Annotated in this window: 15 protein-coding genes; 6 read left to right on the plus strand and 9 right to left on the minus strand. The window is 63.3% G+C overall.

The annotated features are described in order from the left end of the window. Positions 1-12: 12 nt before the first annotated feature. Together ribB and aroC are read right to left on the minus strand one after the other, a co-directional pair. On the minus strand, positions 13-1,113 hold the full coding sequence (ribB, locus tag EN804_RS24290) for a 3,4-dihydroxy-2-butanone-4-phosphate synthase (protein ID WP_127279981.1): 1,101 nt from the start codon (positions 1,111-1,113) through the stop codon (positions 13-15). A 90-nt stretch (positions 1,114-1,203) separates the two neighbouring features. After that, the gene (aroC, locus tag EN804_RS24295) at positions 1,204-2,319 is read right to left on the minus strand and encodes a chorismate synthase (RefSeq protein WP_135881532.1); all 1,116 of its coding nucleotides are present in this window, start codon (positions 2,317-2,319) and stop codon (positions 1,204-1,206) included. 185 nt (positions 2,320-2,504) lie between these two features. On the opposite strand from aroC, the gene EN804_RS24300 reads away from it, so the two are divergent. Next, positions 2,505-2,768: a DUF1344 domain-containing protein gene (locus tag EN804_RS24300; RefSeq protein WP_135881533.1), complete on the plus strand. Its 264-nt coding sequence runs from the start codon at positions 2,505-2,507 to the stop codon at positions 2,766-2,768. Positions 2,769-2,876: 108 nt separating this feature from the next. On the opposite strand, the gene EN804_RS24305 is transcribed toward EN804_RS24300, so the two are convergent. The 4 genes from EN804_RS24305 to EN804_RS24320 form a co-directional block, all read right to left on the minus strand. Then, a complete protein-coding gene (locus tag EN804_RS24305) occupies positions 2,877-3,464 on the minus strand; it encodes a histidine phosphatase family protein (protein WP_135921556.1) in 588 nt (195 codons plus the stop codon). Positions 3,465-3,516: 52 nt separating this feature from the next. Continuing rightward, the gene (gene fabI / locus EN804_RS24310) at positions 3,517-4,335 is read right to left on the minus strand and encodes an enoyl-ACP reductase FabI (protein ID WP_015318818.1); all 819 of its coding nucleotides are present in this window, start codon (positions 4,333-4,335) and stop codon (positions 3,517-3,519) included. Positions 4,336-4,440: 105 nt separating this feature from the next. Then, a complete protein-coding gene (locus tag EN804_RS24315) occupies positions 4,441-5,373 on the minus strand; it encodes a J domain-containing protein (RefSeq protein WP_135921557.1) in 933 nt (310 codons plus the stop codon). A 101-nt stretch (positions 5,374-5,474) separates the two neighbouring features. Beyond that, positions 5,475-5,936, minus strand: a complete 462-nt coding sequence (locus EN804_RS24320; RefSeq protein WP_135921558.1) for an RT0821/Lpp0805 family surface protein — start codon at positions 5,934-5,936, stop codon at positions 5,475-5,477. 40 nt (positions 5,937-5,976) lie between these two features. Between EN804_RS24320 and pdxH the strand changes: the two genes are divergently transcribed. Further along, positions 5,977-6,594: a pyridoxamine 5'-phosphate oxidase gene (pdxH, locus tag EN804_RS24325; protein WP_127280934.1), complete on the plus strand. Its 618-nt coding sequence runs from the start codon at positions 5,977-5,979 to the stop codon at positions 6,592-6,594. A gap of 11 nt (positions 6,595-6,605) precedes the next feature. Here the strand turns inward: pdxH and EN804_RS24330 are convergent, their stop codons facing one another. Both EN804_RS24330 and EN804_RS24335 read right to left on the minus strand, forming a co-directional pair. Further along, entirely contained in the window at positions 6,606-7,358 is a 753-nt protein-coding gene (locus EN804_RS24330; RefSeq protein WP_127280933.1) for a crotonase/enoyl-CoA hydratase family protein, read from the minus strand. A gap of 20 nt (positions 7,359-7,378) precedes the next feature. After that, on the minus strand, positions 7,379-9,148 hold the full coding sequence (locus tag EN804_RS24335) for an acyl-CoA dehydrogenase (RefSeq protein ID WP_135921559.1): 1,770 nt from the start codon (positions 9,146-9,148) through the stop codon (positions 7,379-7,381). 209 nt (positions 9,149-9,357) lie between these two features. On the opposite strand from EN804_RS24335, the gene EN804_RS24340 reads away from it, so the two are divergent. The 4 genes from EN804_RS24340 to EN804_RS24355 all read left to right on the plus strand — a co-directional run bounded on the left by EN804_RS24340 (position 9,358) and on the right by EN804_RS24355 (position 11,686). After that, a complete protein-coding gene (locus tag EN804_RS24340; RefSeq protein ID WP_135921560.1) occupies positions 9,358-9,594 on the plus strand; it encodes a hypothetical protein in 237 nt (78 codons plus the stop codon). A 58-nt stretch (positions 9,595-9,652) separates the two neighbouring features. Beyond that, on the plus strand, positions 9,653-9,940 hold the full coding sequence (locus EN804_RS24345) for a DUF1778 domain-containing protein (protein ID WP_135921561.1): 288 nt from the start codon (positions 9,653-9,655) through the stop codon (positions 9,938-9,940). An 8-nt stretch (positions 9,941-9,948) separates the two neighbouring features. Next, on the plus strand, positions 9,949-10,440 hold the full coding sequence (locus tag EN804_RS24350; protein WP_246693479.1) for a GNAT family N-acetyltransferase: 492 nt from the start codon (positions 9,949-9,951) through the stop codon (positions 10,438-10,440). Between the two features lie 136 nt (positions 10,441-10,576). Further along, complete coding sequence (locus EN804_RS24355) at positions 10,577-11,686, plus strand: glycoside hydrolase family 25 protein (protein WP_135881798.1); 1,110 nt, start codon at positions 10,577-10,579, stop codon at positions 11,684-11,686. A gap of 22 nt (positions 11,687-11,708) precedes the next feature. Here the strand turns inward: EN804_RS24355 and purD are convergent, their stop codons facing one another. Next, positions 11,709-12,986 carry a phosphoribosylamine--glycine ligase gene (purD, locus tag EN804_RS24360; RefSeq protein WP_135921563.1) on the minus strand — a complete coding sequence of 426 codons (1,278 nt, stop codon included), beginning with the start codon at positions 12,984-12,986 and terminating at the stop codon, positions 11,709-11,711. Positions 12,987-13,096: the final 110 nt, after the last annotated feature.

The raw sequence follows: 13,096 nt of genomic DNA on the forward strand, positions 1-13,096 counted from the left end.
GGTTTGTTGAGCTCAGATAATCTCGGTCTTGGCGATATGAATGCCAAAGCCTTCGAGGCCGACATAGTGGCGCTCGCGTGAGGCGATCAGGTTGATCGAGGAAATGCCGAGATCCTTCAGGATCTGGGCGCCAAGCCCGATCTCGCGCCATTCGCTCTCGCGCCGGCGCGCCTCTTCATGGTCCTCGCGGTCGCCCGACACCGGCCGATTGCGCTCCTGGTGGGCGACGCCGACCGAGCCCTCTCTGAGATAGACGATGACGCCGCGCTTGCGCTCGCCCATCGCCTTCATGATGGCGTCCAGCCGGTGGCTGGTGCCGAACACATCGGTCACCACATCCTCCGAATGCAGCCGCACCGGGACGTCCTCGCCGTCGCGGATGTCGCCGAAGACGATGGCGACGTGATGCATCGTGTCCCAGGGCAGCGTGTAGGTGAAGACCTGCGCCTTGCCGCCCAGCGTTTCGATGTCGGAGCAGGCGACGCGCTCGACCAGCGTTTCCTTGCGTTGCCGGTAAGCGATCAGATCGGCGACCGAAACCTGCTTCAGGCCGTGTTCCTCCGCGAAAGCCTGTACCTGCGGGCCGCGCTTGACGGTGCCATCGTCGTTGACCAGTTCCGAGATGACGCCGATTGGCGGCAGGCCAGCGAGCTTGCACAGATCCACGGCCGCCTCGGTATGGCCCGAGCGCATCAAGACGCCGCCTTCACGCGCGATGAGCGGGAAGATGTGGCCGGGGCGGACGAAATCCGAAGCGCCGACATTGCCGTTGGCAAGATTGCGCACGGTCAGCGTGCGGTCGTCGGCTGAAATGCCTGTCGTCGTGCCGTGCTTGAAGTCGACGCTGACGGTGAAGGCGGTGGTGTGGGCCGAATCATTGTCGGCGACCATCGGCGCGAGGTTCAGCCGCTTGGCTTCTTCGCGCGGCATCGGCGTGCAGACGATGCCCGACGTGTTGCGCACGATGAAGGCCATCTTCTCCGGCGTGCAGTGGACTGCGGCGACGATCAGGTCGCCCTCGTTCTCACGCCCATCATCGTCCATGACGACGACGATCTCGCCGCGTTCGAAAGCCCGGATGGCTTCGACGATCTTCTTCTGGTCGTAAGGCATGGAAATGCTCGCTTCGCTCGCAGGAAATAGGCAATAGGCAGTAGGGAAAGGAAATTTTGGCTCTTTCGGGCGGGCAGACTGGCCTACTGCCTAATCCCTACTGCCTATTCCCTTTCCTGTCTGTCCTCGGTGCCGCAGATAGTGGTCGGCGATGGCGCAGGCAACCATGGCCTCGCCGATCGGCACGGCTCGGATGCCGACGCAGGGGTCGTGGCGACCCTTGGTCATCACCTCCACGTCGTTGCCGTCCTTGTCGATGGATTTGCGCGGCGTCAGGATCGACGAGGTCGGCTTGACGGCAAAGCGCGCGACGATCGCCTGCCCGGTGGAGATGCCGCCGAGGATGCCGCCGGCATTGTTGGAGAGGAAGACCGGCTTGCCGTCATTGCCCATGCGCATCTCGTCCGCATTCTGTTCCCCAGTGATACGCGAGGCCTCGAAACCATTGCCGATCTCGACGCCCTTGACGGCGTTGATCGACATCAGGCCGGAGGCGATATCCTGGTCGAGCTTGGCGTAGATCGGCGCGCCGAGGCCGGGAGGCACGCCGTCAGCGACGATCTCGATCACCGCGCCGACCGAGGAGCCGGCCTTGCGGATGCCGTCGAGATACTGCGTGAAGACAGGCACGGAAGCCGGATCCGGGGTGAAGAACGGGTTCTCCGCATCGCCGATGAAATTCCAGTTCCAGTTGCCGCGATCGATCGACTTTTCGCCCATCGACACCAGCGCGCCGCGCACCACCATGCCCGGCACCACCTTGCGGGCGAGCGCGCCGGCGGCGACCCTGGCCGCCGTCTCGCGCGCCGAGGAGCGGCCGCCGCCGCGATAGTCGCGTATGCCGTATTTGACGTCATAGGTGTAGTCGGCATGGCCCGGCCGGAACTGGCGGGCGATCTCGCCATAGTCCTTCGAGCGCTGGTCGACATTCTCGATCAGCATCGACACCGGCGTGCCGGTGGTGATCATCGTCGTGCCGTCCTCGTCGAGGACGAAGCCTGAGAGGATCTTCACCTCGTCCGGTTCGCGGCGCTGGGTGACGAAGCGCGACTGGCCCGGGCGGCGCTTGTCGAGCTCGGCCTGGATTTCATCGCGCGTGAAACGGATACCCGGCGGACAGCCATCGACCACGCAGCCGAGCGCCGCGCCATGGCTCTCGCCCCAGGTGGTGACGCGGAAAAGATGGCCAAACGTGTTGTGAGACATGGAAAAGCGCCCTGCCCGGCATCAAAACCGGCTGAAGCCAGCCTTCTATTGGCGTTTTCCACAGTGGTCAAACTGTCATCCCCGCCGTTTAAGTTTTGACACATTCGGCTGGTTTCTGCTTTCTTCCATTCGCCGTTGAGGACCCGCCGCCACCCAGGCCGGCGCAATGACCAAAGAGGACGATAATGCGTACCCTGATTGGCGCTGTTGCCGCCACGCTGTTGCTTTCCACCGCCGCCTTTGCCGGCCAGACCGAAGGCCTGATCAAGAAGGTCGACAAGGATGCGCTGACCCTGACGCTGGACGACGGCAAATCCTACAAGCTGAATGCCGAGACCGATCTCGACGCGCTGAAGCCGGGCATGGACATCGTCATCGCTTTCGATGTGACCGACGGCGAAAACGTCGTCACCGACATGCAGTTGCCGGGAGACGGCGACACGAACTAAAGCGCGTCGCGACGCGCTTTAGTTCTTTGTTTTTATGCATGTCGTCTTCCCCAAAACCGAGGTCACTTTTGGGCGACATGCATTAGCAATAGGCCGTCATCAGGCGCCCTAAAGCCATTCCAGGCTCCGGCCTTCAAGTTTGAGCACGCGATCCTGCGGTATCTCCAGGTTCGCGGCTTCGTCCTCGGGCATATCAAGCACGAAGCGAAACAGGGTGCGCATGACGCCGCCATGCGTGACACAAATCGTCTCGCGGTCGATCTCGTCGAACCATGGCTTCACCCGCTCGAGCAGCATCTGGTAGCTCTCGGCACCTTCGCCCGGCGGCTGAAAATTCCATTTGTCGCGAGCACGCGTCATGCTTGCCCCGGGAGACCGCGTCTCGAGCTCGGCAAAAGTAAAACTCTGCCAATCGCCGAAATTGACTTCAATGAGCCTGATATCGGTTCGGTAGGCGAGCGGATCGAGCTTCATGGCGGCGCGGATGCGTTCCATCGTCTCGCGCGTGCGTCTCATCGGACTGGCGACGAAGTCGAATTCCTGGGGATCACCGACGAATTCGGCCAGCCGATGGCCGTTTCCGGTCGCCTGTTCGCGGCCGCGAGCATTGAGATCGGTGTCGGCCTGGCCCTGAAGCCGGAACTCGGCGTTCCACGCGGTCTGGCCGTGGCGCACGATATAAACCAGCGGGTACATCAGCTCTTCCGGAGATCGGGCCAGGGCCTGGACGCAGGACAGGCGGAGAGAACTAGTCCTTGACCGTCGAAATATCCGGCGCGTCGACCGCCTTCATGCCGACGACGTGATAGCCGGAATCGACATGGTGCACCTCGCCGGTGACGCCACGCGACAGGTCGGACAGGAAATAGACGCCGGAATCGCCGACTTCTTCCTGCGTGACCGTCTGTTTCAGTGGCGAATTGTATTCGTTCCACTTCAGGATGTAGCGGAAATCGCCGATGCCGGAGGCGGCAAGCGTCTTGATCGGGCCGGCGGAAATCGCGTTGACGCGGATTTTCTTGGCGCCAAGATCAACGGCGAGGTAACGCACGCTGGCCTCGAGCGCCGCCTTGGCGACGCCCATGACGTTATAGTGCGGCATCACCTTCTCGGCGCCGTAATAGGTCAGCGTCAGCAGCGAACCGCCCTCGGTCATCAGCGCTTCGGCGCGCTTGGCGATGGTGGTGAAGGAATAGACCGAAATGTCCATGGTGCGCAGGAAATTGTCGCGCGTCGTCTCGACATAGCGGCCGGTCAGTTCGTCCTTGTCGGAAAAAGCGATGGCGTGGACGAGGAAGTCGAGCTTGCCCCAATGCTTGGCGACATTGGCGAAAACCTCGTCCAAACTCGCGGGATCGGTGACGTCGCAATGACCGGCGACAAAGGCGCCCAACTCCGCCGCCAGCGGCTCGACTCGTTTCTTGAAGGCTTCGCCCTGATAGGTCAGTGCGATCTCAGCGCCGTGATCGACGCAGGCCTTGGCAATGCCATAGGCGATCGACCTGTTGTTGGCGACGCCAAGAATAAGGCCGCGCTTGCCGGCCATTAGGCCCTGTCCACCCGCCATGTCAGCGCTCTCCGCAAGGTTTCTGCTTTGTGGAGTGCCTATCGCACAGGCACACAGCCCCTTCAAGCGTTCAAACCAGACAGTTCGGGGGACAAAAGCTCTCGATCAGCCCTTTTGGCCGCGCAACAGCGATTCGAGCGCGCTGTCGCCGCCTTCCGGCAGCATGATGCGCACATGGACATAGAGATCGCCATGGCCGCCGGCTTTCTCGGGCAGGCCCCTGCCCTTGAGCCGCAGGACCTTGTCCGAGCTCGACCAGGCGGGAACATTGACCGCCAGTCTGCCGGTCGGCGTCTCGACCGGCACCTTGGCGCCCAGCACCGCATCGGCCAACGTCACCGGCAGATCAGCATGGAGGTCGCGGCCCTCGATGCGGTAGCGCGGGTGGCGACGGATGTGAATCTTGACCAGCGCGTCGCCGGGCTGGCCCGGCCCCTGCTCACCCTGGCCCTTCAAACGGATGGTTTGGCCATCCTCGACATAGGCCGGCATCTTGACCGCGACCTTGCGGCCGTCCGGAAACACCGCCGTCACCTTTTCGGCGTTCGCGGCTTCCTCGATGGTAATGTCGAGCGTGACGTTCAAATCGGCCGATGTCGCCGGCTGGCGGCGGTCGCCAGCGCTTGGCCCGCGCGCGCCAGAAAAGGCATCGCCGAAAATCTGGCTGAAGATGTCGCTGTTGCCGTCGAACGGATCGCCACCCGGACGGCCCGAGCGGAACTCGAATCGCGAGCCGCCGGCGCCCTGTTGCTGGCGGCGAAACCCGGCAAAGGGGTCGCCGCCACCGGCCGCGCCTTCAAAACCCTGGAAACGCGGCTTGCCATCGGCGTCGATCTCGCCACGATCGAAAGCGGCGCGGTTCTTCTCGTCGCCGATGACCTCGTAGGCCTGATTGGCCGCGGCAAAACGGTCCTTCGCCTTGGGATCATTCGGATTCTGGTCCGGATGATGCTTCTTGGCGAGTTTCCGATACGCCGATTTTATGTCCTTGGCCGATGCGTTCTTTGCAACGCCCAGGACCTCATAGGGGTCGCGCATGCTTCCTGCCCTGGAAAAGGAGTTGAGTCCATACTTGCCCCCTATATGCGCTCGCATAGGAAGAAATTCCAGTAGCAGTGCGTCATATCAAAGGTGGAAAATCAGAGCGCCTTGAAGCCCTGCATGCGCCAGCCGCCGGCACTGGCAAGACAGAGTTCGCCCTCGAACATGGCAACGCCGTCAAAGCTCTCGCGCGAAGCCTTGAAGCGGCGGCACGTCATGCCGCTGTCCTTCAATTCCGCCAGCTCCGTGATGGAGCCGCGCGAGCCGGTGCCGGCATTCGCCCAGGGCACTGCCTGGCCACCGAGTTGCTCGATGTCGGCGGACGATACCGCATTGCCGATCGTCGTCTGGTCGGAGTCGCGATCCGAATCGGCAGGCTTGGCCGAAGCCGATGTGCTTGAGGTCAGGATCGAGCGGTCGACTGCGGCTTTCTCAAGGCTGAAGCCTCCCGCGCCGCAGCCAGCAAGCGACAGGACGATTGACACGATCGCAACTTTCGCGCTGGCAGAAGCGATAACGCCCCATTGCCTGCTGTCAAAAGCTTGCGCGATACGCGACAATCGGCAACCTCCCTGATTTCGTGACAATTTGAGAAAAACTATGAGTGATGCAGAGTTAACAAGCGGTGACTTTACCGAGGCCGCCGAGCCGTTTCGCCTTTTTGCCGCATGGCTGGACGACGCCACCAAGAGCGAGATCAACGACGCCAACGGCGTGGCGCTGGCGACCGTCGATGCCGAGGGCATGCCGGACGTACGGATGGTGCTGCTCAAGGGGTTCGATGAAAGCGGCTTTGTGTTCTACACGAATTTCGAGAGCGCCAAGGGCCAGGAGATTCTAGGCAGCATGAAGGCGGCGATGTGTTTCCATTGGAAATCGCTGCGCCGGCAAGTGCGCGTGCGCGGTCCGGTCGAGATCGTCAACAATGCCGAGGCCGACGCCTATTATGCGACGCGCCCGCGCGGCAGCCGCATCGGCGCCTGGGCCTCGAAGCAATCGCGACCGCTGGAAAGCCGCTTCGCGCTGGAAAAGGCGGTCGCCGAATACACGGCGCGTTATGCCATCGGCGATATCCCGCGACCGAAACATTGGTCGGGCTTCCGCATCGTACCGAAGACCATCGAATTCTGGCACGACAGGCCGTTCCGGCTGCATGACCGAGTGGTCTTCTCGCGCGACGCCGATGGTGGCTGGAGCAAGACGAGGCTGTATCCCTGAAAGGGTAAGGTTCAGCCCTTTTTCCTGGTCATGAATGCCGTGAGGGCGGCGCGCGCCTCGTCGGATTTCAGCCGCTCACGGAAATGCTCGCTCTCTACCCCGATGCGGGCGACGAGGTCGTCGCGTGAGCCACGCATCAGGTCGCGCGCGATCCTCAGTGCCTGCGGCGGCTTGGCCGCGATCTGGCCAGCCGCCGCCAGCACCGAAGCCTCCAGCGCGCCTTCCTCGACCACCTCGTAGATCAGCCCGACGGCCTTCGCCCGCTCGGCCGAAAAGCCCTCGCCGAGGCCGAGCAGCGCAAACGCAGCTTGCTGGCCGAGGATGCGCGGCGCCAAAAGGCTCGATCCGGCCTCGGGCACGAGGCCGAGATCGACGAAGGGCGTGCGGAACACGGTGCGTGGCGTGGCGAAGGTCAGGTCGCAATGCAGGTTGATCGTGGTGCCGATGCCGACCGCGATGCCGTCGACGCCCGAGACCATCGGTTTCTCGACCCGGGCCAGCGCCATCAGGAAATCCCAGACCTCCGTGCCACCATCGCCGCCAGTGGCCACCACCATGAAGTCGCCAAGGTCGTTGCCGGAGGAGAAGGCGCCGGGCACGCCGAGAAAGACATGGACGCGGATCGCCGGATCGGCGTCGCCTTCGGCAAGGGCCGCCGACATCGTCGCATACATGGCGCGCGTCAGCGCGTTCTTCTTGTCGGGGCGGTTCATGCGGATGATCTGGATCGCGCCCTGGCGCTCGACGAGAATGTGGTCTGTCACGATTGTATCCTCAGTGAATGTCAGGCGGAAATCAGCGCCTTGCCGGCAGCGGCAAGGCTGTCGCCGCCGTCGATGACGCGGTCTTTCAACGCGCCGGCCTCGCCGATAAGATTCTCGGCGAAGAAGCGGCACAGCGCGATGCGGCCCTGATCGGCAAGAGCGCCGCGCGCCAGATAGGCGCCGCCGGCGGCGAGCGAGATCAGCCGCAGATACGGCGTGGCGCCAGCCAGCGCCTTGTCCGTCTGACCATCGGCCGCCAGTTTTTGCAGGAAGCGGGTCGCTTGCGTCAGATCGCCAAGGGCCGCACCCAGAAGATCGGCGGTTCGGCCGAAGCCTTGCAGGTTGAAGGTGCGCACTGCATTGGCGATACCAGCCAGTTCGTCGATAAAGCGATGCACGTGCTCGCCGCCGCCGAGCGGCAGCTTGCGCATCACCAGATCGATCGCCTGGATGCCGTTGGTGCCCTCATAGATCGGCGCGATGCGGGCGTCGCGGTAGAGAGCCGCCGCACCCGTTTCCTCGATGAAGCCCATGCCGCCATGCACCTGGACGCCGAGCGAGGCAACCTCGACGCCGACATCGGTGGAAAAAGCCTTGGCCAGCGGCGTCAAGAGATTGGCACGGTCGCGCCAATGCCCCGCCTCGTCACCCGACGATACGCGCGCGAGATCGATGGCGTGGGCGCAACTGTAGCTGATGGCGCGGGCGATCTGCGTCAGCGCCTTCATCGTCAGGAGATTGCGTTGCACGTCCGGGTGGTGAACGATCGGCGCCATGCCGGCACCAGCGTAATCCGCCGCCTTACCCTGACGCCGTTCATTGGCGTAGGCGATCGCTTTCTGGGTCGCGGCTTCCGCGACCGCGACACCCTGCATGCCGACGGCCAGACGGGCATTGTTCATCATGGTGAACATGCAGGCGAGGCCCTTGTTCTCCTCGCCGATCAGCCAGCCGATGGCGCCTGGCTTGGCGCCTTGAAAGCCGTCGCCATAGATCATGGTGCAGGTCGGCGAGGCGTGGATGCCGAGCTTGTGCTCGAGGCCGGAACAGAAGACGTCGTTGCGCGCTCCGATCGACCCATCGTCGCCGACCAGGAATTTCGGCACCAGGAACAGCGAGATGCCGCGTGTTCCGGCGGGCGCATCGGGCAGCCGCGCCAGCACCAGATGGACGATGTTGTCGGTGAAATCGTGCTCGCCATAGGTGATGAAAATCTTCTGGCCGAAGATGCGGTAGGTGCCGTCGCCGGCCGGCTCGGCGCGGGCGCGTAGCGCGGCGAGGTCGGAGCCCGCCTGCGGCTCGGTCAGGTTCATCGTGCCCATCCACTCGCCGGAGACGAGCTTTGCGAGGTATTTCGCCTTGAGGTCCTCGGAAGCGTGCTTGTCCAGCGCTTCGACCGCGCCCATGGTCAGCGTCGGGCCGATGCCGAACGCCATGGCGGCCGAATTCCACATTTCGAGCGCGGCGACGCCGAGCATCGTCGGCAGCGCCTGCCCGCCATACTCTTCCGGCCCGGAGAGCGCGTTCCAGCCGCCGTCGATCCAGCGGCGATAGAGTTCTTTCCAGCCCGTCGGGGTGGTGACGACCGCATCCTTCAGCACGGCACCTTGTTCGTCGCCGATCTTGTAAAGCGGGGCCACCTCCTCGGTGGCGAAACGGCCGGCCTCGCCAAGGACGGCATCGACCAGATCCTCGCCGAGATCGCCGAACGCTCCGGCATCGATGGCCGATTTCATGCCGGCCACATGCTTCACGGTGAACGCGATATCCTCGACCGGTGCCCGATACATGCCGCTCGATCCTCCCTGATGCATCGGCCTCGCCGACCCTAGAGCGAGTGCCACCGCAAAACCATCCGCCTTTGGGCGGTCTCCCATCTTCTTTTTACGTAAACGTCAAATTTTGTCACGCGGATTTTGCAATCGGGCCGGCCTGTACTAAATTCGACCGATGCCGGATCAAATCGACCGGCGAAAAAACCAGCCGACCGGAACATTCCATGCTTGCCAGACCTGACGCCTATCGCTGTATCGAATGCGGCTTGCCCTACCGGGCAGCCGGGTTTTCCTACTATCACGGCGAACTGGCAAACGGCCCCGCCTACTGGTCGGATCGCGGCATATTGTGCTCGCCGCGATGCTCGCTTGCCCATCACCGCAAGCGCGCTGCCGAGGGCACGCTGCGGGAGGAGCCGGCGCCAGATCCGTTTGAATTTCCGCCAGTCGGCCGGCGGTGACCACAGCGCTTGATATGTACGGTCAAAACCCGTACATATTGCGTCAGAGGTGATCGCGATGCCAAACCAGCAAACCCGCACTGCCCGTATCGAGGCTCGTATTTCGCCAGATATGCTCAGCGTGGTGAAGCGTGCCGCCGAAATTCAGGGCCGCAGCGTCAGTGACTTCGTGGTTGCTGCCGCGCAGGAGGCCGCACAACGCACCATCGAGGAGACCGCTATCATCCGCCTATCCATTGAGGATCAGCGCGCTCTGGTCGAGGCCATTCTCGATCCACCCGAACCCAATGAAGCACTGCGCAAAGCCGCCGACGCCTACAAGCGAGTTGTCGTCGAATCCCGGTGAGTCTGGACTTGATCATTGAGCCGCTGGGCGGGTCGCATCCTCGTAAGGGGTTCAACTGCGGTGTACCAGCACTGGACCACTATCTTCGTGAGCAGGCGAGCCAGGACATCAAACGCCGAGTCAGCAATTGCTTCGTCGCCGCAAACCGTGATGTCGGTCTCATTGCCGGATATTACACTCTTGCAGCAGCAAGTGTGCCCATCGCTTCTCTGCCAGAAGACCTGACGAAACGCCTGCCGCGTTATCCAGTCCTGCCCGCCATATTGATTGGAAGGTTGGCTGTCGACACCCGAAATCAGGGGCAACGTGTTGGATCGACATTGATCGTGGATGCGCTCCGGCGCTGCGCCGAGGCTGCTCCCGCCTCTTTCGCGCTGATCGTCGACGCCAAGGACGACAAAGCCGCCGCTTTTTATCTCAAGCATGGTTTCACGCCGTTTCAAGGTCGCCCGTTGTCGATGTTCCTGTCAGTAGCGACGGCGTTGAAGCTGTTCGTCTGACGCACCGCATCGTCTCGAGAAGCATTTCCTTAACCATAGCGGTTCAGCATTCGCCTTTGATCAACGGGGATTCCCTGTTTTGAAAAGGACGGCGCGCTTCCTTCGCCGCACGGCGCTTCTCACTTTCGCGGCAGCAATGGCGCTGTCGCCCGCGGCAAAGGCTTCGGATTTCTCCGAGCCGTGGAAGAACGCCGACCGCGCCCTGGTCATCGACGCCTACGAATACAATTCCATCGACTGGGCCCAGCTTGCCACCGACAGACGCATCGTCGCCTTCATCAACAAGGCGTCCGACGGCATGCCGCCGCCCTATTTCTGTTCGGGCGGCGACACCGAGGTGAAGCTTTGCAAGACGCTGTGGAAGCGCCACGCGGTGACGCGCGAGCTGTTCCAGACACGCAGGGTCGTGGCCAAGGCGCTCGGCATGAAATGGGGCGCCTATCACCTCGCCCGCCCCGGCAATCCAGTCGAGCAGGCCAACAATTTCCTCGATTTCGCCGACCCCGCGCCGGACGATCTCATGGCCCTCGACATCGAGGGCATCGATCCCACGCAATGGATGTCGCTCGACGACGCCGAGGAGTTCGTGCGCCAGGTGCACCGGCGCATCGGCCGCTTCCCTGTGCTCTACACCAACGGCAAGACCGCCCAGTACATCGCTGACAACCGCTACAAATACCGGCTCCTGTCGCGGCTGCCGCTTTGGTACGCGCGCTACAAACCTGACATCGAAGTGCATTTTCCGATGGGCAACTGGCAGGGCTATGCGCTCTGGCAGTTCTCGGCGCAGGCCAATTGCGGCCGCTTCCGCTGCCCTTATCGGGTCGCCGGCACGCCGAACGATATCGACGTCAACGTGGTGCCGACGAATGCCGCCGCGCTGCGCCAGCAATGGCCATTCGGCGGACTGCTCGACGTGCCTTCCGATTATCTTGCCAGCGTGCCGGTGCCGCTCTCGCGGGAAGCCGCACTGGCCGGCAAGGCCACCATCATTTATGCCGACGTTGCGACGCCGCCGACTGTCGAGGAAATGGTCGCTGTGCTCGGTTCGCGCTGGTCGAAATTCCGCGACGGGTTTCGCATGCCTGTCGTGAAGACGGTGCCGCCACGGCCGGGCTTCGGCATCGTCCAGTATGTCGCCTGGAAGCGGGCAGGGCAGCGCTCGCCCGCACAACTCGACGCCGCCTTCGCTGCGGCCGATCCGCTCAGCACCGCTTCGACCGAACTCGATCGCAGCCAGCGGTAGCCGTCGCCCACCGGTCGGAGCTTCAGCCCGCCTTCTCGCGCGCCACGGCCTGCCAGCCGATGTCGCGGCGACAGAATCCGTCCGGCCAATCGATGCGGTCGAGCGCGGCATAGGCTCGCGCCTGCGCCTCGCCAACCGTGGCTCCGGTCGCCGTGACGTTGAGCACGCGGCCGCCATTGGCGACCAGCGCACCGCCATTGATGGCGGTGCCGGCATGGAAAACCTGAACGCCTTCGCCCGCGGCGTCCTCGACGCCGCGAATGACGGAGCCTTTTTCCGGCGTGCCGGGGTAACCCCGCGCCGCCATCACCACGGTCAGCGCCGCCTCGTCGCGCCAGCGCACCGAGGTATGCGCAAGCTGGCCGTCGACGGCGGCATTGAGCAGGACCAGCAGGTCATCCCTGAGCCGCATCATCAGCACCTGGCATTCCGGATCGCCGAAGCGGGTGTTGTATTCGATCAGCTTCGGCCCGTTTTGCGTGATCATCAGCCCGGCGAACAGAATGCCGGCGAAAGGCGCGCCAAGCTCGGCCATGCCGCGCATGGTCGGCTCGATGATTTCGCGCATAGTGCGCTCGATCATGTCAGGCGTCATTACAGGGGCCGGCGAATAGGCGCCCATGCCGCCGGTGTTGGGCCCGACATCGCCATCACCGACGCGCTTGTGGTCCTGGGCCGTGCCGAAAGGAAGTGCCGTGGTGCCGTCGCAGAGGCAGAAGAAACTCGCCTCCTCGCCGGTCATGAATTCCTCGATCACCACCTCCGCGCCGGCGGCGCCGAAGGAGCCGTCGAAGCAGGAAGCGAGTGCCGCCTGCGCCTCATCCATTGTCATGGCGACGGTGACGCCTTTGCCGGCGGCGAGCCCATCGGCCTTGATGACGATCGGCGCGCCTGTCTTTTCGAGGTAGGCCTTGGCGGAGGCCAGATCGCCGAAACGGCCATAGGCGGCGGTCGGGATGTTGTACCGGGCGCAGAGATCCTTGGTGAAGCCCTTCGAGCCTTCCAGCCGCGCGGCGGCCTTCGAAGGCCCGAAGACGCGGATGTTTTCGGCGCGCAGATCATCGGCGATGCCGGCGACGAGCGGCCCTTCCGGGCCAACCACGACGAGGTCGATTTTTTTCTCCCGGCAGAAGGCGGCGACGGCGGCGTGGTCGGCAATATCCAACTTCACCAGCTCGGCCTCTGCGCCGATGCCCGGATTGCCTGGAGCGGCATAGAGCTTGGTCAGCAGCGGCGAGGCGGCGATCTTCCAGGCCAGTGCATGTTCGCGGCCGCCGGAGCCGAGAAGAAGAACGTTCATGGCCACCTCTTGATGCCAACTATCCCATAGAGAGAACAACCCGCTATTGCTCTCTGGACGACGGGTCAAGGCATCAGGGTGGATTGATCGGAATTGCGCACGGGAACGTT

The sequence above is a fragment of the Mesorhizobium sp. M8A.F.Ca.ET.161.01.1.1 genome, assembly GCF_004792105.1.
Lineage (GTDB): Bacteria > Pseudomonadota > Alphaproteobacteria > Rhizobiales > Rhizobiaceae > Mesorhizobium.